This is a genomic window from Pararhizobium sp. P1_E7, from assembly GCF_056405855.1.
Genome location: NZ_JBFUBH010000007.1, coordinates 72,420 through 92,508 on the forward strand (window position 1 = coordinate 72,420; position 20,089 = coordinate 92,508).

17 protein-coding genes are annotated in these 20,089 nt (G+C 54.3%); 13 read left to right on the forward strand and 4 right to left on the reverse strand.

Annotated features, from left to right (window positions below; genetic code table 11):
- Positions 1–5: 5 nt before the first annotated feature.
- From AC1D17_RS10355 to AC1D17_RS10370, 4 genes are all read left to right on the forward strand, one after another.
- Positions 6–992: a TniB family NTP-binding protein gene (locus AC1D17_RS10355; protein ID WP_477565323.1), complete on the forward strand. Its 987-nt coding sequence runs from the start codon at positions 6–8 to the stop codon at positions 990–992.
- Entirely contained in the window at positions 985–2,841 is a 1,857-nt protein-coding gene (locus AC1D17_RS10360; protein ID WP_477565324.1) for a hypothetical protein, read from the forward strand. Before AC1D17_RS10355 ends, AC1D17_RS10360 begins: the two co-directional genes overlap by 8 nt.
- 338 nt (positions 2,842–3,179) lie before the next feature.
- A complete protein-coding gene (locus tag AC1D17_RS10365) occupies positions 3,180–3,965 on the forward strand; it encodes a hypothetical protein (RefSeq protein ID WP_477565325.1) in 786 nt (261 codons plus the stop codon).
- A gap of 132 nt (positions 3,966–4,097) precedes the next feature.
- Positions 4,098–5,015 carry a DUF4238 domain-containing protein gene (locus AC1D17_RS10370; RefSeq protein WP_477565326.1) on the forward strand — a complete coding sequence of 306 codons (918 nt, stop codon included), beginning with the start codon at positions 4,098–4,100 and terminating at the stop codon, positions 5,013–5,015.
- A gap of 22 nt (positions 5,016–5,037) precedes the next feature.
- Here AC1D17_RS10370 and AC1D17_RS10375 read toward each other — a convergent pair whose 3' ends face one another.
- Both AC1D17_RS10375 and AC1D17_RS10380 read right to left on the reverse strand, forming a co-directional pair.
- Positions 5,038–5,250 carry a hypothetical protein gene (locus AC1D17_RS10375; RefSeq protein ID WP_477565327.1) on the reverse strand — a complete coding sequence of 71 codons (213 nt, stop codon included), beginning with the start codon at positions 5,248–5,250 and terminating at the stop codon, positions 5,038–5,040.
- Positions 5,251–5,351: 101 nt separating this feature from the next.
- Positions 5,352–7,019 carry a RecQ family ATP-dependent DNA helicase gene (locus tag AC1D17_RS10380; RefSeq protein ID WP_477565328.1) on the reverse strand — a complete coding sequence of 556 codons (1,668 nt, stop codon included), beginning with the start codon at positions 7,017–7,019 and terminating at the stop codon, positions 5,352–5,354.
- A gap of 483 nt (positions 7,020–7,502) precedes the next feature.
- On the opposite strand from AC1D17_RS10380, the gene AC1D17_RS10385 reads away from it, so the two are divergent.
- A complete protein-coding gene (locus AC1D17_RS10385) occupies positions 7,503–8,207 on the forward strand; it encodes an SH3 domain-containing protein (RefSeq protein WP_477565329.1) in 705 nt (234 codons plus the stop codon).
- 69 nt (positions 8,208–8,276) lie between these two features.
- Here AC1D17_RS10385 and AC1D17_RS10390 read toward each other — a convergent pair whose 3' ends face one another.
- The gene (locus AC1D17_RS10390) at positions 8,277–8,960 is read right to left on the reverse strand and encodes a hypothetical protein (protein WP_477565330.1); all 684 of its coding nucleotides are present in this window, start codon (positions 8,958–8,960) and stop codon (positions 8,277–8,279) included.
- Between the two features lie 425 nt (positions 8,961–9,385).
- Here AC1D17_RS10390 and AC1D17_RS10395 point away from each other — a divergent pair, with 425 nt between their 5' ends.
- From AC1D17_RS10395 to hxsA, 6 genes are all read left to right on the forward strand, one after another.
- Positions 9,386–12,904, forward strand: a complete 3,519-nt coding sequence (locus AC1D17_RS10395) for a P-loop NTPase fold protein (RefSeq protein WP_477565331.1) — start codon at positions 9,386–9,388, stop codon at positions 12,902–12,904.
- 35 nt (positions 12,905–12,939) lie between these two features.
- On the forward strand, positions 12,940–13,239 hold the full coding sequence (locus AC1D17_RS10400; RefSeq protein WP_477565332.1) for a hypothetical protein: 300 nt from the start codon (positions 12,940–12,942) through the stop codon (positions 13,237–13,239).
- A 13-nt stretch (positions 13,240–13,252) separates the two neighbouring features.
- On the forward strand, positions 13,253–14,500 hold the full coding sequence (locus AC1D17_RS10405) for a hypothetical protein (protein WP_477565333.1): 1,248 nt from the start codon (positions 13,253–13,255) through the stop codon (positions 14,498–14,500).
- A 340-nt stretch (positions 14,501–14,840) separates the two neighbouring features.
- On the forward strand, positions 14,841–16,250 hold the full coding sequence (hxsB, locus tag AC1D17_RS10410; RefSeq protein WP_477565334.1) for a His-Xaa-Ser system radical SAM maturase HxsB: 1,410 nt from the start codon (positions 14,841–14,843) through the stop codon (positions 16,248–16,250).
- Positions 16,247–17,335 carry a His-Xaa-Ser system radical SAM maturase HxsC gene (hxsC, locus tag AC1D17_RS10415; protein ID WP_477565335.1) on the forward strand — a complete coding sequence of 363 codons (1,089 nt, stop codon included), beginning with the start codon at positions 16,247–16,249 and terminating at the stop codon, positions 17,333–17,335. Before hxsB ends, hxsC begins: the two co-directional genes overlap by 4 nt.
- Positions 17,332–17,970 carry a His-Xaa-Ser repeat protein HxsA gene (gene hxsA, locus AC1D17_RS10420; RefSeq protein WP_477565336.1) on the forward strand — a complete coding sequence of 213 codons (639 nt, stop codon included), beginning with the start codon at positions 17,332–17,334 and terminating at the stop codon, positions 17,968–17,970. The genes hxsC and hxsA overlap by 4 nt, the downstream gene beginning before the upstream one ends.
- Here the strand turns inward: hxsA and AC1D17_RS10425 are convergent.
- The gene (locus tag AC1D17_RS10425) at positions 17,957–18,316 is read right to left on the reverse strand and encodes an HNH endonuclease (protein WP_477565337.1); all 360 of its coding nucleotides are present in this window, start codon (positions 18,314–18,316) and stop codon (positions 17,957–17,959) included. The two genes, hxsA and AC1D17_RS10425, sit on opposite strands and share 14 nt — an antisense overlap.
- A 352-nt stretch (positions 18,317–18,668) precedes the next feature.
- On the opposite strand from AC1D17_RS10425, the gene AC1D17_RS10430 reads away from it, so the two are divergent.
- Together AC1D17_RS10430 and AC1D17_RS10435 are read left to right on the forward strand one after the other, a co-directional pair.
- Positions 18,669–19,409: a carbon-nitrogen hydrolase family protein gene (locus AC1D17_RS10430; RefSeq protein WP_477565338.1), complete on the forward strand. Its 741-nt coding sequence runs from the start codon at positions 18,669–18,671 to the stop codon at positions 19,407–19,409.
- A gap of 108 nt (positions 19,410–19,517) precedes the next feature.
- Positions 19,518–20,087: a hypothetical protein gene (locus AC1D17_RS10435; protein ID WP_477565473.1), complete on the forward strand. Its 570-nt coding sequence runs from the start codon at positions 19,518–19,520 to the stop codon at positions 20,085–20,087.
- Positions 20,088–20,089: the final 2 nt, after the last annotated feature.

Consider the following 20,089-nt stretch of genomic DNA (forward strand, 5'->3'; position numbering starts at 1 on the left):
AAACGATGAACACCCGTTCAGCGACGAACACGATTGCGTTTGCTTTCCAGAGCATGAGGATCGAGCACACATTTATGAAGAAAGCGCATTTGTGTTTTGACGGCCTGCGCGAAACCCGCCGCCAGATTCTCAATATCGGGCTTGGGGGATACGAGGCCAAGTGCGTCACCCTTTTTGCCGACACACAGAGTGGCAAAACAACAATTTTGAAAGCTTATCTCGAAAAAAACGTGGTGGACAGGTGCTACGAAGTCGGCCTTTTCAGTAGAGAGGTGCCGAGGACGCTGGTTGCTGCATTGCAGCGTGTGGTCGTCCGGGTTTCGGTGTCCGGCACGTCGACGCTGATGTCCCTTCTTGAAGACATACTCAGGGCCTACGGGGACCCAAGGCCAGAGACCGGCAATATGGGCTCGAAAAAGCATCGAATATTTCGGTACATGCAAGAGTTTCGGACAGAACTGCTTATCTTCGATGAAATGAACCACCTCAGGATCGGTGCCAGGGGGGGGTATCAGAGCGCAGAGGCCACCAGGGTCCATAATGTGCTGAAAGACTTCTTGCTGGGTGGGTGCCCTATCGTGTTTGTGGGGACCACCGAAGCGCAGGCGAAGGTCCTGAGTGACTTTCAGATTCGTGCCCGTTGCGTGAAATCGCTCTTTTTGGGGCCGTTGGTCTATGGGAATACCGAGCATCGGAGAGCCTTCACAGAATACTGTGGGATGTTGGGCATCAATCTCATGCGATCTGGACTATTTCCAGAGCGAAGCAATTTTCTCGAAGACGACATCGTACCACGGCTGTTTGAGGCGGCCGGTGGCTATTTCGGTCACGCTGCTAACATCGTAGAATTGGCCGCTCACTATGCCAAGGACGAGGGCGCTAAGCGTGTGGAACGCTGCCATCTGAGCGCGGCTGCGGACGACTATTCGGTGCTCAACAAGCTGGCGACACGCAACCCCTTTGAAGAAGAGCTGGAGTTTGCCGATGCTTGATATAGTCGACGATAAGAATGGTTTGGTCGAACACCTTGCATCTCTCGTTGGGATGAAGGGAAAGATGTTGGCGATACCCACTGATATGCAAGAGGGTGAGGCGCTGAGAGACACGGTGTTGCGGGCGTCCGAACGAAACGGGTTCAGGAACACCAAGATGGCGGTTGATCTCGCTGGAAGTCGCTCGTTCAAGAGTGTCGCGGCAATTCCTATCGGCCCTTCGGACGAGATCGACAGGTTGGTCAATATTCTGGGCATCCGGAAGGATTCGGACGCTGCMCGTCGCATGCTCTTGGAGCCGGAGTCGTCGGGACGTGACTGGATCAACTTTTTCGGCATCAACGTCCGTCGCGGACATCTCAGCGGGGCGAGGCGTGTCTCGCCTCGTTCTCTTCGGCTGCATGGTCGCCAAAAGGCAATGTGGTCTCTGAAGCCATTAAGTTTCGATCCAGAAACTCGTGAAAAGCTGCTCGATCACTGCCCGGTCTGCAATCGACAGCTCGGCTGGTCTCGCAGCTACGGGGTTGGGTTCTGCGACATTTGTACCTCGCCAGGAAGTTTTGTTGGTGCGGTGGACCTTCGCGAGTTCCCACAGCCGGTTGTCGAAGTAAATGATGACGAGGCCCTTCGGTTCGTAACAGACCTCGTCGATCCTGAGCGATTGCACGCGATTAGTTCCGTCCCATTGCATCGCGATTTGGCGGAGCAGAACCGAGGCGATCTATTTCAGTTTGCAATTCAGCTGGCAGGGGTTAGCCAAAGGAACGAGGGTATTCATAGCGATGCGCTTAATCCCTTATGCATTGCCAAAGCGGGAAGGGCTTTGTTGGGCTGGCCAGACGCGTACGATGCTATGATCGCGGCATCGAAGCCTAGGTCGGCTATGAAAGAAGACCCAAGCAAAGATTTATCCAATCGGCTCCGATACGATCCGACCCTGTCTCCTTCCGTCAGAGGTCTTTTAAAATCCCGCTTCGAAGTCGACTTGCGTAAGCAGGTAGTGCGGCGTCAGCAAGAATTCGGAACCCAGGTGCCGTATCAGTGCTCTGTAGCACAGCCTCTTCGGCAAGCCCGCAGTGAGCTGCTGCGCCTTAGGTCCAATTCTGCTCCGGATAGCGAAGTCGCGGTGAAAGTCCTGCGCGATGCGCCTGAGGCTCGCCAGCTTTCCAAAGTGCTCGGGTTGCCCGTCCCCTTTCTGGTCGAGCTTTACGATGACGGTATGGTGTCTGAATTGACTAGTGTTCTCGGTAATTTCCGAAAGGCACGCCGAACGCACTGGACTACTTCGTTGCTGCAAACGTTAAAGACAGCACCATTGGTTGAGCCATCTGGTATGGTCTCGCTTGCCGTGCTCAGCTTTCAGATGGCCCACATGGATGGAAAGCGGTGGGTGCAAATTTTTCGTGCCATGGCAGACGGCCGTGTTTCTGTTTCGAGGGGAGCAACTGACAAAGGTTGCGATGTTCGAAACCTTTATATACCGCGAACGGATCAGCTCCAAGCCGTGCTTATGGGAAGCAGACAAGTATCGGCCACCGAACGGGTGCCGCTCCGACAGTGTGAGAGCGGGCTTGCGATGGGTATCTCCCGGCCCGTAGTTGCCTGCTTCATTAAAAATGATTTGCTCCCAACAAACCCGACGATCAACGATATTGGTGACCTGAGGAAACATTGGATGCTTGCTTCGGAAATCCGTACAAAGTTGCTTTTGGAAAATCGAGTCGCCACTCAAAGATTGAGGGCTTTGGAGAAGTCCGAGGTTGCGCGGCTGTCCGTCGGGCTGACTACACTATGGTCGAGGGTGGGGGCATGCGAAAACCTCGGACTCCAAACCAGATTCCATAGGTAGCCGAGCAGATCGAGATATAAGCAAACGACCATTGGCGAGTGCCGATGAGGGCGCTGATAAATGCAACTATGGCCAATCCTGCGGCGTCCTCACCATAAACGGCCGAGATGCCGGTGAAATCCTGATCTCGGAAGGCCTGGCAGTAGCATTCATCTGCGGCAAGACCAACTGCCCTCGCACGCCAAAGCCTTGGTGCCACTATCGACTTCATGAAACTTTTGAGCGTGTCTTTAGGCAAYAGCTAACTGCTGCTTGCTATGAGACCCTATGCAATTCGAAAGGACCCCTTTATGCGCGCCGTCGTTCAGCCCATCGAAAAACATCTCTCCTTTGCGGCATTGGGCGGCTTCATTGGAGTGTGCAACGACATCGCAACGCCTCTTGCCGGATCGAGTATTTACGGCGTTCTCGTAGGAGGTATTGCGTTCGGGCTCGGGCTCCTGTCCTGGTCAACTCTCGGCTGGAGCAGAGATATCACAAAGGGCCTGATCGGCGTCGGCGGCATCATGACGATCTGCAGCGTCTATTTCCTTTATCAGACGCCCTCCGGCCCGGAGGGAAGCGACGGCTTCCTTGCCAGCAAGTTTGAGCTGGTCAGCAAGATGCAGACGGAGATGATCGGGAAGCTCGATGATATCCACGTTGAAACGAAGAAGATCGCCGCAAACACCGAGACCTTGATCGAAACGACGGACGACCTTCGCGGCTATTCGATCAGCGACGAACGATTCATTCAGGCTCTCTCGACTGGCGACAAGAAGACCGTCGCTATGGCCTGCAGGTCTGGTCTCAGGGCGACAAAGTTCATTTTCTTCGGTGGATCATCTCACAATGAGCCTGTCGAGTCCTATCAGGACCCTGGCATGGTCAGCTTCTTGGTGGACCAAGGCTGTGTTCCCCGAAAGAAGCTGTGCCGCGAGCTTTTCGTGGAGGAACCCTTCAAGGGCTCGATGGCGCAATTTGCGATCCACGACCGCGTAGAACTGATCTGTGGTGCAGATGCGCTGACGAAAGCGAAAGCGATCCAGGCAGACTATGCCGAGCGCATGTCCAAGCCGTTGTTTCAGCCACTGACCAGTGATTTGAAATTTGACGTGGACGAGCTTCTCCCGAAGACCGAATGACGGTGGATACGCAGTCAGCTGGCGCGCGAACTTTGGATGTTCTAGCGTGTGATTTGTAGGGGATACAGCCTGAAGTATTTTCTTCCGGTTCCCCTGTCCTCTAGACGACTGACCGAGGCAGGTGAAACACCGATGAGCAATCCCAAACGCCACCATTTCGTCCCGGAGCATCTTCAAGCAGGTTTCGTCGATGGAAATGACGGGCTGTGGACGTTCGATTCACGGAACAGGGGGAAGGGTGTTTGGTGCGGGACACTCAACAATTTGCTCGTGGAAGGCCATCTTTACAGCTACGTGCGGCCTGATGGATCGAAAGATGTTTCCTTGGAGCAATGGTTTTCGCAGTTGGAGGGAGCGGCAGCGCCGGTCATCGAAAAGGTCGTTGCGAGTGCGAGAAAGGCCAAACTGCCGTCGTTGACCGCCACTGAAAAGGAAACCTGGGACAACTTCCTGTATCAACAGTGGAGGCGGGTCCCGGACCTCTACATGTCCTTGCTTCCGCCAGAGGCGCATAAGGCCGAAGTCGAGCGCCTTATTGATGAGTTAGCCACGCTTGGTCGGCGGCTGACCAACAGCGAACGAAGTGAGTTGCTAGCCCCAATTTCGCTGAAGAATATGCGCCAGAATGTTCGAGTTTCCAGTCTTACAACAAGCAGTGAGCAGGTTTTGTCGACGCTGGGGAGCCGAGGCTTGGCTGTAGCCAAGGTGGCCAATCCGAAGAAATCTTTCGTCCTGGGAAGCAGACCAGTCGTCAAGTGCACCTTGCCGGGCATAACAGATTTGAGCGATCCCCAAGTTGAGCTTTGGCTGCCTATTTCCCATGACGTTATGGCCGGGATCGGACGACTGGATGAGCGAGAAATACTGGCCCCACTGAATGATCGGCAGGTCCGATTGCAGAACGAGGCAGCGGCAGCGCAAAGCACCCAAATCGTTGGGAGGTCGCGAGAACTCGTTCAGTCGTTGTCCAGGCTTGTCGGAACGAAGGCCATCTTCACGCCGGTGGGGGCGTTCTCCGGTGCTCAGGTCGCCTTCGGGAAAACGGTGTAGCGGTTATCTTTCCGATATTCGCTTATGTTTGCGCGGTTGGTGGTCGCCGGAGTTTGCGGCGACGTTTGGTCTCGCCAGGAAGTGCCCGATACTTGTTATCGATTTCCAGTTCACGGGCATGATACTCTTCGGAGATCAGATCAGTGCGGCCAACACCGATGCCACCGTCGATCAGACGAGCATATGTCGTAACGAAGGCCAAGATCAGCATGTCGTTCTCAAGCACCCACTCCATCAACGCTTCGAACTTACTGGAGGAAAGGCGTGCTGGGTGTAGCGAAGGCTAGCCATGGTAGGAAATCCGGCATCGCAATCGCCACCTCAGACCTGTCAGCTTCAGAAACGTGTGAATACCGACGTGACATGGTCTGAGAGAGACTTGGGCTCGCGACCTCGTCGTGCACAGGCGTCGCAGCAGTATCGGAAGCGCTGTGCCTTGCTGTCGCGACTGAAAACCCAATTTAGGATCATTCGTCCGAGCCCTTGCCGGGTCGGGACCTTCGGCCCCTCAAAATATTCGATGAGCCCTGTGCGCAGACAACCATTGGCGTTGAGCAGCACACTTAGGCCCTCGATTTGGGAATACCGTTGTCGGAGCATTGACCGAGCCGTGATGTCGTCGAGTTCGGAACTTCCAGACGTCTTTTCAGCCATAAAGCGAAGGAGACCAACATCGCGCCCGGCACGTTGATTGCTTTCGGTGAATATGATTGCCGCCGATTGTTTGCCATCGCGTCCGGCTCTGCCGAACTCCTGAAGATAATCTTCGACTGACGACGGCTGCTGCCAGTGGATAATGAGGCGAACGTCAGGCACATCCAAGCCCATGCCAAAAGCGTTCGTGCAAATTATGTGGTCGACAACCGGGCGGCTTTCCCCTTGGAAGCGCTTCATCAATTCCTGGCGCTCCCACTCCGTACCGAGCTTCGAGTGATAGAACGGGATTTCAAGGCCGCTATTTCGCAGATTGGATTGCAGTTCCTGACCAATACGAGCCGTTGGAACGAAGATCATGGCCTTCCGTCCCTCGATAAACGGCCTGCGCAGCAATTTCGCAATTTCCAGATGACGAGAGGCGGTGGCACAGCGCCACCGGATTAATGCGATGTTCGGCCGATCAACGCCGCGAACGAACACGGTCGCGTCCTCAATCCCTAATGATGCGAGGATGCGTTTCTGCATCGCCAGCCCGGCAGTCGCGGTGAAAGCCAAAATCGGCGGCGAGCCCAAGCTCTGGCGCACGTCCCGCAAACGCCCGTACTCGGGGCGGAAGTCGCGGCCCCATTGATCGACGCAATGCGCTTCGTCGACCACCATATATTCTGGCTTGCTGCGTGCCAGGGCGTCTCGCTCCTCTTGTCGCCGCACAAAGAAACGCTCTGGTGCGAGGTAGAGGAACTTCACGGCCTGCTTCTCGACCATGGAGTATCGGATTTCCTTCTCGTCACGACTGAGACCACTGTTGACGAAGGTGGCCGGAATCTTCTTGCGGAGCAGCCCCGAAACTTGGTCGGCCATCAACGTTTTCAGGGGGCTGACGACAATGGTCATCCCCTTTCGCAGCATGGCGGGGAGTTGGAAGCAGAGCGACTTGCCGGACCCCGTCGGGCTCACGACCAGAATGGATTTTCCGGTGAGCGCAGCCAAAACGATTGGGAGCTGACCGTCACGAAAATGGGATGCACCAAAGAGCCGGAGAATGGGACCAAAGTTCTGGGTGGACTCAAGGTCTCGCGCCTCTTTGTCCAGCCACCGAGCAAGGCGCATTGCCCAGCGCTCGATTACCCGCCGCGCAAGGCCGCCTGCTAGATTCGGGTGATGGGCTGCGTGGCAGCCATCGCAAAGGGTGACGAGATTTGAAGGCTCGTCGGAGCCACCCATGGATCGAGGTAGTAGATGATGCACGTCGGCGTCGGCCGACGACACCGTCGTTGAGCATGACATGCATGTAAAGCCATCACGCTGCAGGACAACGCGGCGCGTATGCTTCCAGTTATCTGTCAAGCTCTGGTCAGCGGCTTTCTTCATTGGGCGAAGAATGGATGAAAGTCGCTGAAAAAGCGTAACTAATAACCGGAGATTGGAGCCTCAGTGGCGGCTCCAACGATATCTTGGCTATTTCGCGACATTCGACATGAAACGGATCGAACAGTGGAAGGCCACCCGCGAAATTCCACAACGGTGTAATGTGCAAAAACTCAGTTGACGAAGTTTCCGCCCTCGGTCGGATTCTACCACATGATCAGCAGGGTAACACCACCTACAAGCGTCAGCACCAGCGCGACAAATCGTAGGGTCTGACTCTTGGTCGGACCCACGCTTGCGTAATTATTGTCAGGTCCTGGTGACTTGTCCCATCCGCTTACCATCGTCGGCTCCTTGTGTTGGGTGGATGCAATCTGCCCGAAGCGCGAAACGCTTTTCTTCTGCACCTTAAGCTTGTCGATAATTGCCTTCTACGGCAAAGTCCTCGCAGGGAGCTGAGGCATGCGGAAGCGGTATTGGATAATCGGGGTAGTTCTTTTCTATGCGATTAGTCGGCTGATGAGTGGTGATCCTGGTAACGACCATGCCGGTGTCGCGAAAGGTACCTCTGTCTCTGAACAGCTAAAACGCCCCCAGTCGGTCAGCACCAAAACTTCGAAATCGGCTGCCGAGACGGCCTTATCCGAAGCGGACCGCGTAGATGTGCAAAATCTGGAGCGACGAGAGCAAGCTGAAAGTTTACCGGTCCGGTTTATTTCCGGCAATCGCGTCGCGTTTCGAAAGGGACCTTCCACGGGTGACGACATCATTGATCGCCTGGACAGCGGACGACAAGTCCTTCTGATAAAGCAGTCTGGCGAATGGTCCCATGTCAGAGACCAACTCACCCAGCGCGATGGTTGGATGGCGTCACGATTTCTGGCCGAAAGGCAAAAGCCGCGTGATGAAAAGCCCTCGGAGAAGGCGTCAAAGCCGCAAGAGCGGGAGAAGTCGGTCCCAACAATTCCGGACTCGGCGATTATTCAGCGCATCATCGCTGAGTCTCTCGCGAGCTACCCTAGCTCGTGCGCATGTCCGTACAATACAGATCGTGGTGGTCGGCGCTGTGGGAAAAGGAGCGCCTATTCGAAGCCGGGCGGTTACGCGCCGATCTGCTATCCTCAGGACGTGACGAAGGCGATGATCGATGCAGTTAGGCGACAATAGCGTTCGTTCAACTCCCCAACCTCTTCGGCGGACGAAGGACGACATGGTGAAGGCGACCATAGCGCAAACCTAATGCACACGCTGCCCGCCATCGGCTGTGGGAACGATCAACCTGACAAACCGGTCGAACAAAGCGGTCTTCCGGATCAGGCGCTCTTCGAGCCGAACATGGGGCTTCTGTTTGAGGTTGCCATCGTCGAGGAGCCCGAGCCAGCTCAGGGGGCGCACAATTCCATGGGCGACGAATAGGCAACCTTCGAAACGACTACCGAGGCTTCCGCGCGCAGGAAACAGTTCCGTCGGAATGGCCAGTTCCGAAAGCTCCGCAACTGTAGTCCAATCGGCCAACCGAGCGCCGATCACTCGCATGATATGCTCCAGGTTCCAGAACAGGGCGTTTGCTTGAGGATCGTCACCTATCGGAGAACGCAACATATATTCCGTTAGCGTAACCTGCAGATCGCCATATCGTCCGATCATGCCAATTCCCGCCTTGGTCAGTTTTGCCCGCCCTTTGTAGTGCCGGATCAGCCGAGCATTCAGCAAGATTTCATGGATCAGGAAAAGCGGCGGAAAGTCCGGCTCATTGAGTACCTTATTTACCGCGTAAAGCTCCGTCGGTTCATATCCGGGCCACTGGAATTCTTCGGCGGACCACTCCACGCATTTCCTGTAAAAATTGCCGAGCTTAGTGATCTGAATGCCAGCATGCTGCTCCGCATAGCGCAGGAGCTTCATCGTATTGATGCACATGGGGGACGCTCGAAGCTCTTGCTCCGTCAGCGAGGCTTCAAAGAACAACAGGGGAGAATTCGCTGAGGCTTTTAGCAAACCGGTCTCCGGCGAGGTTTGGCACCTGATAGGCTCGATCTAAATCAGAATCCCTTAGCCGATCAAATTGAGACAAGGGCTTAGCATGCTCATGTTTGCTGGGTCGTGGGTTGATAATGTGCAACGTTAACAAGCCGTCGACCGAAATCCTATCGTTTTTCTTGGAAGCATTTCGGTATTGCCGGGGCAGGGCCTGCAGCGATGGCACACTACCGCATGACGCTACCTGTGCATAACGTGCAGTATCGATATTAAATCGGTAAAACACACCCTCTCCCGCATTGCAGATCATGCAAAACAATCCGTAGTTTAGTAAAGGATTGGGAATCGTTCCGCTAGGATTGCAAATGAACGCCGCAGAAATACGTCGACACATACTGCTCGACGAACCGTCGAACAAAGACCTTTTCCACGGTAAGGGGCACGAAAGAACTGCCGACGCTCTGGTTTCAGCAATAAAGTCATTCAAGAACGCCGACCGGGCGATAGGTTTGGACGGACCGTGGGGGAGCGGGAAATCTAGTGTCGTGGGCATTGCGGAACGTAAGCTCCAGCAAGCAAACGGTAATGGGAAGGTCAAGTTTCACTTTTTCACCTTCGATATATGGAAATCCCAGGGGTCGGCATTTCGTCGCTCGTTTCTGGAGCACTTGGTCGCGTGGGCCCACGTAACTTTTCCGAAGAAATCGCAGAAGCTCTTCGAGATCGAGAGTAAGATCAAAGGTAAAATTCGGGAAGTAGACAGCAGTAATCAGCTCAATTTGGACCTCTATGGGATAGGTGTGCTCTTGGCGGTTCCTTTCCTCCCCATTTACGTACTTTGGAGCAAATCGGTATTCGACGCGTTGGTTGTGGCAAAGGAAGAAGCGCAGTTTTTCTTCTCTTGGCCGATGTTCCTGATCTATGTTTTTCTCGCGGCGACATTTTTGGCGGCCTACGCTAAATATAAAGGTCAAAACCCATCTGGAAAAGGCCGTGTGGCGAGATTCCGCTTGGCACTCTCTCAGACATTGCTGATTGGTGCGAAGCAATACGAGCACCAAAAGGTCACGCAGTACATTCGCGAGACTGACCCCAATGACTTCGAGTTTCAGTCTGTACTTCGCGAGATTTTGGCAACGGTCCAAGATGACCGATCCAAGGTTATCATCGTCTTAGATAACATCGACAGGCTCCCGCCGGATGAAATTGGCGAATACTGGGCTTTGGTCCGTTCCATCTTTTCGCGGACGCACTCTGATAGTGCAACCCAACGCCACGGCCAGATCACAGCGATTGTACCCTACGACCGGCGACACATCGAAGTTGTCACGGATAACGACAAGGGGGCGGATAACAGCTTCACACTCTTGCGCAAAAGGGAGCTGTTCTCAAAGACCTTCGATGAGGTTTTGAACGTCTCCCCCCCGGTCATGTCCAACACCAGAGAGTTCTTCGATCAGAAGATACGAGTGGCACTACCGGATGTTGACGATGCCGATGTGCTATTCCGCGTATATTTGATCTTCAACATGTTGATTGATCGCGGAGGTGGGAAGGCGACGCCTCGCCAAGTGATCTCTTACATAAACGAGGTGAGCGGCCTCTATTTCTTGCACGTCGGTCGCATTCCTCTCCCTACGATTGCGTGCTACCTGGCGGTTCAGGACAACTTGGAGGAACACCCCGCTGCGTTGGCCGAATCTGGCACCATTGACAAGCATCTCCGATCCGTAGCAGCAGATAAGGACCTTGAGAAAAATCTGGCAGCGGTTCTGTTTAACGTCGAGCCCGAACTGGCCTTTCAACTTCTTTTGGACGGCCAGATCGAGAACGCCGCTAACTCTGATTCACCGGATCAGTTGGTTGCACTTTCGAAGTCGCCTGGTTTTGACGTGCGCGTCAACGACGTCTTTGTGGCAAACGCTTCGGCTTGGCAAAGCTCGTCTAAGTTTGCTTCAGCTATAAGCAATTTCTCGGACCTTCTTAAAGTTTACGAGGGGGAAGCCGCTTCTCATCTGAAAAAATCCGCCGTCGCAGCTTTTCAGGGAGTTTCAGAGATCGCATTGGGACGGGACGCACAATTAGTCCAGAAGCTCCTGACTGTCTGTGCTCCCACTGATCGCCGCACCGTTTTAGAGCATCTTGTTACCGCCGCCACAAAGGGATTGGGCTCCGACAAACTCGACCAAGCTAAAGGCAAACTATTTATCAAATTTCTGTCCGACGCCACTGCGACTGCCGCCTCTGTGGACCCCGGCATGGAGATTGCTGCGTCGGTTAAGAAGGTGATCCTGCCGTCGAGCCCGACATTTCTCTTCGGCTTTGCAATAGACGCCTTCTCCTCACCGATTAAAATGTCTCATGTTGCCAAACCCGTACTCGACTTGACGGCCGATCCGACGTTCTTGGAAAAGATGGCGATTGCAAATCCCACAGAGTGCATCCCTGCCTTTGCCAGCTTCAAAAGCGCAGCGATTATCGGGGACGACCAATGGATCGCCATATCTAGCGCCGTAGCTAAGTCGCTAGTCGATGAGACCATCGAGTTAGACCAATTCCATGAACAACTTCCCGTTTTAAGCGCAACGGCGTCTTACATATCCCCTCAGAAACTTAAGGACTTCGAACTCACAGAGATGTTGGCGAATGCGAATTTCTATAAAAGCCTTCATGCTGCCTATTTCGATGACCCAACCGATGTCGGAGTCGCTCACGCTATCTTTTTGGCAGGCGATTTTTTTGTCGCGGGGAAACTCGCTCAACCGACACGAGTCCTACCCAACAATCAACGAGTAGCGGATGCTCAGGATGAGTTCGCGTGGTTCAACAAGTTGCTTTCTGACGGATCGCCTTTAACAAAGGAACAACTGGACGTCCTTGTGGATAGGCTAGTGACACACTATCGGATTCCTCGGTGGGCTGCTTACGGCAGCACCCAGCCAGACAACAAGCTGATACTATCGGTCATTGCTGCCGCCTTCTCCAGAGCAACTGCGCCCTGGATTGCGGCATCGGACCTATTGAGGCTATATCCCTATGTTAAACGGGCGCTCGGAAGTGAGTTCCAAAACGCACTGTCGAAATTAGGCCTCAAAATTCGCGCTGACGACCTACCGAAAATTTCTATCGCCGACTATCCGGCTGATATCCTCGTAGACACCGCCAAATTTTCCGAGGTTGAGTGGAAGCTACTCCACGATAAGGCAGACGCCCTTCTAGACCAAATCAGCTCCGAGGAATGGTTGGCCCACCTATCGTCCGGCGATCAGCAACTAACGTTGGTGCTTGATAAGGCGAAATCCTCTGGATATGTACCGGCGTCTACCGCACTGAAGGATGCTTTCCTGCAGTTCGTTCTAGGAACCCTCAACGGCTCGATTACGGATATTCCCATATCAGACTACGATGCGATCATGGGCGTGATCGATCAAGGCTATCACCTGGAATTTTATCGCATGGTGAGAGAGGGCATCAAGTCGACAACAATACAGACCCTCACAGAGGCCATCCGTCTTTTCCCCTCCATCTTGCGCAACGTTATTCACAAAGGTGAAAAGTCGAGGCAAGAAAAGGAGAATCTTATTCGGCACATTCTGAGGCCTAGCCTTGAGGGCGGACTCGTTCCCGTGACAGACGCGTTTCTTGAGTTGAAACGTAGCACAATCGCCGATTTCATTCGCGCGTCGGACGAAAGCGTTCAAACCAGTATGGAACCTGCTTTGCGCTTGTTTTCGATGGCCCAGCGAGGCAACAACGAATATGTTCGAAAAGTCAGCGAATTGGTTCAAGGGAAGAAGGCAAAGTCTTTCCTTGAACGATTGTGGGGCAGCAATGCCGACGATGAGGAGGAAGAACCAGCACCTTTAGACGACGCCCGCTCTTGATATTAAGTCCGAACTAGTTCTCTGGATCGCCATTGATGTCGACATTCCAGCTGGCGGAATTTGCTGCGCCGATCATCGTCCAGACACCTCTTTCGAACGATTTCAGCGGGCGCGGGGGCGAAAGATCGCCATGGCTCCATCGAGCAATGAGCAATGAAAACGGCCTGGGCGATGTCGTGTCGGACGGTAATGAGATGCGAAGCCAATTAGACTTTGCTTGCGTCGGGGAATACGAATTTGGTTGTCGAATGCAACAGCGTCTGAAAGTGGGGTGRCCAAGTGCTTTTTCGCCATTGAATATGCGGACCGCATCAGCAGCAGTTTATCGAGAGTGACCGTAGAATAGCCTTGGGCCAGCGTAAGGCGATCACGAAGTCCGAGAAAGCTGCCGACCGGCCTTTGCACGATGGCTTCAAATTTGGATGTCAGATATATTGGAATGAGCATTTCGGCTATAGGTTTTTTAGCATGATTTTTCACAAGATTTTCGCGTTGGGCCTGGGGTTTACTTCTCTAGTTCTTGTCACTGAGCCCACCATGGCTCAATCTCTGTCGGGGGTGACGATTGGCAGCGACAGGGCGTCTCTCAATCAGCTTGGAACCGCACCCGTTTCGACGCAAACGATGGGCCCTCATTCTGCCGTCAAATTCCAGCTCCCAGGTGGAAACGAGATGTCGGCGACGTTCCTTCGCTCCAGCGGCAAAATTATATATCTGGAAACTGATTGGGGTGGCGAAGCCGCAGGCTCATTCTCGGATTTTGAACCGTTTAAGTACGGTCAGACGTCACTTGACGATGTTCGGCGGCACTTCGGTCACAATGGCATGATGTTTGATGCCAGGCCGGTGGTGTCCACGATGCCCGACGGAGGGGTGGCCCTGTTCAATTCGTACGAAATATCCGAAAGCGATATGATCGCCACCTTCGTGACGGTGATTTCGGCGACCGCGCTCACCGAGCTGCAGACAATGCACGGGAACGAGAAACTTGCTGATTACATAGGGCCAGCGGCGAAGCTCCACGCGCTGATCCTTGCTGAACGGGATTATGTTGACACCATTTGGGGTGCAAAGAAAACCTATGACTCAGGCTACACACCCATAACCTGGGGCAATACCCAAAGCCCATCGAGGGGCCCTGTGCAGAAGGCCACCACCGCCATCAGGCCGGATGAATTTCCGGTAGCAGATATTTTCACCGGCAAGACCAAGCTTCCTGATTTCAGGGGTCGCGATAAGGCTTTCAATAGCTTCCGCACCCGCATCCGCAACGGGATGAACCAAGGCCCGAGCTTTGCAGGTGAGTTTTCGGTCATTCAAATCGGGTGCGGCACAGGATGCTCGTTTGTGGTTGTGGCCAACAATCGAACCGGTCAGCCCTTCGAGTTCCCGCGCAGTGGCGAGGATAGCATGTACCTTACCTTGAAGTACCAACTTACCAGCAAGCTGATGATTGCCCAATGGGCTGACTACGATCAGTCGAAGTGCTTCATTGAGCACTTCCTATTTGATGGTTCAAGCTGGACTGCCTTGGCGAAGCGCGATGTCGGCCCAATTGAGGCTTGCTATAACGAGATTACTGAAAACTTGAAGTGAATATGATCAAAAACGCTTGCGCGAATGCTTCAGCTGACACAGCTTGAGGGCGAAGCGTTTGCTGGTGGGGGCTAGCGATGGGGGAACGACCTGGGAAGCACCGTTGTAGCGTTACCGTGGGACCGGAGTTCCGCGCCTACATCAACGATGCCATAAGCCGCTTTTCGTATCTGCATCCGTCCGTGGAAATTGAGGTTGGCGCAGACGTCACGCTTGTTACAGATGCCAACATCGACCTGACCGAGTTGGTCCGAGATTTCCATTTCACTCTCTGTCGACAAAAAATCTACGCCGAAACTCTGCCGTTGCGGCGAACTCTCATTGAGGGTGTGATGGGCCGGTGACCGTCTTCCCGCTGAAATTCAGGTCGTGCAGCGATGGTGCGTTGCTATTCGCAGACGACGCAGGCGGATATTTCAAAGCCGATACCGCTTTCCTGGGACGCTATGCCGGAGGCAATCTCAACCCGGGCGACAGGCGGTTCCTCAGTGAGAACGGCCACTCCTTCGAGGAGATAGATGATCTGGCCTATACCGGCTTCGCCTACCGGTGGGCCAACCGGCTCTACGCGCCGACCGAACTGGACTATGTCATCCTCGTTCCGACGCTGCGCTGCAATCTCGCCTGCGGCTACTGCCAGGTGTCTCGTGTCAACGAGCAGACGCCCGGCTTCGACTGGGACGAAAGCACCTTGATCGCGGTCCTTGCCTTTCTCGACAATCTCCCGACGAACCGGTTGAAGGTCGAGTTCCAAGGCGGTGAGCCGCTTCTGAAATTGGACATGCTGCAGCGGGTTCGCGATTTCTGTCGCAATCGCTTCGCCCAGACCGGATTTGTCGTCTGCACAAATCTGCAGACGGTAAGCGCAGATGCTTGGTCGTTTTTGTCGGCGTCGGATACGTTTATCAGTACGTCCCTCGATGCCAATGCGCAGACACATCAGCGCCAGCGCACCGTGACTCCCGAGCGAACAAACGAGTTTCTAGGCAACCTGCGCCGGGCCGTAGACGGGTTCGGGGCGGGGAAAGTCTCGGCGCTTCCAACGCTCGACATTCGGAACCTGCCCGAACTCACATCCGTTATTGAGAACTTCTTGTCATTCGGCTTGCGGTCCATCTATCTGCGACCGGTCAATTACCAGGGTTTCGCTCGCAAGCGTTTTGCCGCCAAGGACACGACGGCCGCCTGGAATGCGTATCATTCGGCCTTCGTCGATGCGCTCATAGAATACAATTGGACTGCTGCAGAACCGGTTGAGGAATACTATTTCGTCCACTGTCTGCGGCGTGTGCTCCGGTCGGGGCACAATGGACATGTTGATCTGCGAAACCCGAACATCCTGGGGCACAGCTACCTCGTCATCGACTACGACGGGACCTTCTATCCAACCGATGAGGCCCGAATGGTCACCCGCGTCGGCCAGCTCGACCTTTCGATGGGAAACGTCCACACTGGCCTGAATAGGGCTGCTGTCGACGCACTCAACGACGAGGCTTCCAACAATTTTCACCCTGACTGCATCCACTGTCCGTATCAGGCCTATTGTGGAGTGGACCTGATCGACGACCTGTCGCGCTATGGCCGCATCGACGTACCAAAGCACCTCACGGATTTCTGCCAGCGGCACACACACATCTTCGACAAGATTTTTGAACTGATCTATTCAACCGATCCAAAGGCGCAGAAATCTCTGGCGCTTTGGGCGGGGATGCCGGAATACGAACCCGCTTTGGCCAAGGTCCATCAATGATCGACCTCCGGCTCAAAATCGATCCACTGCCGATAGTCGAGCCATTGGTGCTGCGGCTATGTGAAACCGACCGATCCGATCCCTCCGACCAAGACGCTCGTCTCATCCGACAGGAGAGCGATTATCGCGAGTACGAATATCTCGGGTTTTCAGTTCTGGTTCACGCCACCGAAGATGTCCCACTGGATGGTGACGTGCTTATGATTTTGCCCGGGCAGGGGAGTGCGCACCGGCTCATTCGAGCCTCGTCGAGACACAACACGCTGCTGGTGACAGAGCAGTGCGATCAACTGTGTGTCATGTGCTCGCAGCCGCCGAAAAAGCATCACGTCGATCTCTTTGATCAGTTCGCCATTGCCGCGACTTTGGCCCCACGTGGAGCCTATATTGGGATATCCGGTGGTGAACCGCTGCTGCACAAGGATCGGCTGTTCGAATTTCTGGCGTCTGCTGCTTCCGCTCGCCCCGATTTGCGTTTCCATGCTTTGACCAACGCACAGCATTTTGAGCCGGATGACGTCAGTCGCCTCGATTCAATCGGCCTTGATCGCGTCCTTTGGGGAATTCCTCTTTATGCATCTGAAGCCGAACTGCACGACGATATCGTGGGCAAACCAGGGGCGTTTCACCGACTGGAGCGCAACCTTTCTGTTTTGACGCGTGCCGGAGCTTCCGTCGAGTTGCGCACCGTGGTGACACAGCAGAACTGGGAGAACCTGCGAGACCTGGCGAACTACGTAGTCAATCGGACGCCATTCGTATCTGTGTGGGCACTGATGCAACTCGAACGGATCGGCTACGGCCGGATGAATTGGCACAAGACATTCCGGGACACGTCGGCAGACTTTACGATGATCAGGTCGGCGATCAATTTGGCAACAGCGAAGGGGATCGCCGTCTCCCTGTTCAATTTTCCGCTTTGCTCGGTCCCAGAACCGTATCGACAATTCGCGCCATCGACGATCTCGGATTGGAAGCGAAAATATCTCGATTTCTGTGAAGGTTGCTCTGCTCGCTCAGCTTGTGGTGGTTTTTTTGAGTGGTATAGTCACACCGAGGGGTTTAGTGAGCTGGGGCAAATATGAAAAAAGGGTTGTTCCTTATACCGTCGTTTCTGGCGGCGGGATTCCTGCCGTCCAAGTCTGACGCGGCTCCGGCGACGGGGCTGGTTGCGAAGAAAACCGTCTCTGTTTCAATCTTCGAACGCTTGCGGCTCAACCACGTTTATACCCTAGCCGGACATCGCTCACATTCGAGCCACAGGTCCCATTCCAGTCATTCCAGTCACCGCTCATCGAACGGCGGCGGCTATGTCACGCGAAATCTGCCTCTATATGACCCCACGCCGGTCATACCAAAACGACGGATTTATCAAGCCCAACCCGACACGTATCAGTTGTTGCCGAACACCAATCAAGCCGACACGTATCAGGCGATGCCCACTACAAGCTCAACGGATTCCGACCCGAACTACTATCCTCCAGTTCCGCAAACGCAGGAAACGAAGGTGCTTCCAGGGAATTCCGATAAGTTTCGGCAAATCGTCATTCAAGTTCAAAACGCACTGAGCCTATTTGGCTACTACCAAGGCGTCATCGACGGCAGAATTGGACCACAATCGAAAGTCGCGCTGGCGAAAATGCAAGAGGATTACGGTATCAAAGTCACGGGCACCATAACGCCAGAGGTTCTCAACGCATTGAATATCAGGGCCTATTGATGGCTACGGCCCTGACAGGATGCCATCGACCTTTGTCTATCCTGGATCGAACAAAGCTGGCATAGGACGCTGCATCTTTCGGGCGCTTCGGTCGGTGCCGCGTTTTGTTGCAATACAGACAGGCAGCGACGATATTCTCCTCGATGTCGCGCCCTCCGTCGCATTGGGCCACCAGATGCTCTGCTGTGCAACGGAAGAGTAAGGCAGCCCGTTTCGAAACTCGAAAGCGTGCTCTGAAAATTTTCGGATCGGTCTCCCACATGGACAGCTGGCAGTAGTAGCATCGCCACTCCTGACTCTCGGCTGCCTTACGTCTCAGATGGATTATTCGGCTGTTTGATTTCATGAGTCCACGTCCTTTGCTTCATTGCTGAAGCGGACGTGCAGCGGACCAAAGGGCCGCCCCTCAGTTGGAAGGATACAATCCTCGCACGAGACGACGCACATGAATTGCGTCACTCCGCAGTCTTTGAACGGTACGAGCGCTTATATCTGCGCCACGCTGACGGGCCTTAAACCGGCTCCCAAGCAAGCAAATTATCTTGCTTCCGCCCGAGCCGAAGCTAACAAGACTGGTCTGATTGTCAACTGGCACTGCTTACCCGTCTACGAGACATGAGTGGCAAGGGATCAGTTGCCGAATGGGCCCGTTCGGAACATCATTCTCAGTTGGATGTGAACCGGGGCCTGCCGTCAGAATGAAGACCGTAAAGATTGCTGCAGCTCAGACGCCGGAATTCAGGAACGAAGTCGAAGCCGCCACACAGCATGCGATTAATGTCATCGCTCAGGCCGAAGCCCAACACGCCTCGCTGCTTTGTTTTCCAGAGTGCTTTCTGCAGGGCTATCTGACGGACGAGGCGTCAGCCCGTCAAGTTGCGTTTGACCTTCAATCGGACGGATTCCTCTCCTTGTTGAGCCGACTCCCACGAACTGGCCCGATGATCGTTATGGGTTTGATTGAAAACGAGGGAGGCCGTCTGTTTAACACTGCGGTCGTTGTGGAACGCGGCGTCCTTGTCGGCCGCTATCGGAAAATGCACCTTCTGGGCGGCGAACGGGTCGTTGATGCCGGAAACGACAGCTCGATCTTCGAGGTTGACGGTCTGCGCTTCGGGATCAACATCTGCTACGACACGAACTTTCCCGAAGCGGCTCAAACGGTTGCTGACGCTGGAGCTTCCTTGATTGTATGCCCTTCTAACAACATGATGCGACGGGAAAAGGCGGAAGCTTTCAAGGCGATGCATAACGCTACGCGAGGCGAAAGATGCCGAGAGACGGGTCTCTGGCTTGTATCAGCGGATGTCACTGGTGAGCGCGATGGGCGCATTGCCTGGGGACCAACGGCCGTACTGAACCCCGTAGGCGAGGTCATGGCGCAACTTCCTTTGGGGGAACCCGGACTGCTCTTGTTCGATATCCCGTGCGTTCGCTGAAGGCTCAGTATCTGCTTCTGTTTCGGCTCCTGGTATCGTCTGCCGTCTGTGCCATGCTCTAGGCTGGCGACAGGGTTTTACGCATGAGACAAAATYGGTTCCGCCGGGATGACAAAAACGGTGGTTTCTGCCCACGTTGTTCGTCGCCACCCGTGTCAGGAAGGAATTTTCTTCGGCTGGGAAAACCCGCCAATGAAGCGTCAGAATTCCTTCTCCGAGAGTGTTCATGACCTCATGGATGCATGGATCGCCAGTGCAGACGGTGCCGCTGCGAGGGACATCCATGAGGTGATCTCGAAAACGATCCGGCCGAATATGGTGCTTGCGGTGATCGACACCTCTGCCGAAGATGCGATGGATTTCGTGATCGATTTCGTCCATCGGTATCAGATTGCCACCGACGTGCAGGTGGTACCGGAACTGCAGACGCGCTGCATGTTCCGCGATTTTCGCGACCAGGAATTTCTGCGTCAACATCTGATACCAGCATGCGAAGAGGTCCTTCAGCAGCAGCCCGGTTTTTTCGCGAGTGTTGACGACTGTCGCTGGATTGCGGATCGTTTACGAGTGCCTGCGGCTTCCACAAAAATGCAGAGATGGCCGCAGTTCATGGTGCATCAGTTTCGCGGATATCAAATTTCTTCTGCCGCCGTGTCCGAAACGCCAGAATTTCGATGATG

Bases quoted from the DNA above. Each gene is read 5' to 3' on its own strand.
- hxsA (WP_477565336.1), top strand. From the start codon at position 17,332: ATGAAAAAAGGGTTGTTCCTTATACCGTCGTTTCTGGCGGCGGGATTC.
- AC1D17_RS10435 (WP_477565473.1), top strand. From the start codon at position 19,518: ATGACAAAAACGGTGGTTTCTGCCCACGTTGTTCGTCGCCACCCGTGT.
- AC1D17_RS10370 (WP_477565326.1), top strand. From the start codon at position 4,098: ATGAGCAATCCCAAACGCCACCATTTCGTCCCGGAGCATCTTCAAGCA.
- AC1D17_RS10385 (WP_477565329.1), top strand. From the start codon at position 7,503: ATGCGGAAGCGGTATTGGATAATCGGGGTAGTTCTTTTCTATGCGATT.
- hxsC (WP_477565335.1), top strand. From the start codon at position 16,247: ATGATCGACCTCCGGCTCAAAATCGATCCACTGCCGATAGTCGAGCCA.
- AC1D17_RS10390 (WP_477565330.1), bottom strand. From the start codon at position 8,960: ATGTGCATCAATACGATGAAGCTCCTGCGCTATGCGGAGCAGCATGCT.
- AC1D17_RS10395 (WP_477565331.1), top strand. From the start codon at position 9,386: ATGAACGCCGCAGAAATACGTCGACACATACTGCTCGACGAACCGTCG.
- AC1D17_RS10355 (WP_477565323.1), top strand. From the start codon at position 6: ATGAACACCCGTTCAGCGACGAACACGATTGCGTTTGCTTTCCAGAGC.
- AC1D17_RS10430 (WP_477565338.1), top strand. From the start codon at position 18,669: ATGAAGACCGTAAAGATTGCTGCAGCTCAGACGCCGGAATTCAGGAAC.
- AC1D17_RS10425 (WP_477565337.1), bottom strand. From the start codon at position 18,316: ATGAAATCAAACAGCCGAATAATCCATCTGAGACGTAAGGCAGCCGAG.
- AC1D17_RS10375 (WP_477565327.1), bottom strand. From the start codon at position 5,250: ATGGAGTGGGTGCTTGAGAACGACATGCTGATCTTGGCCTTCGTTACG.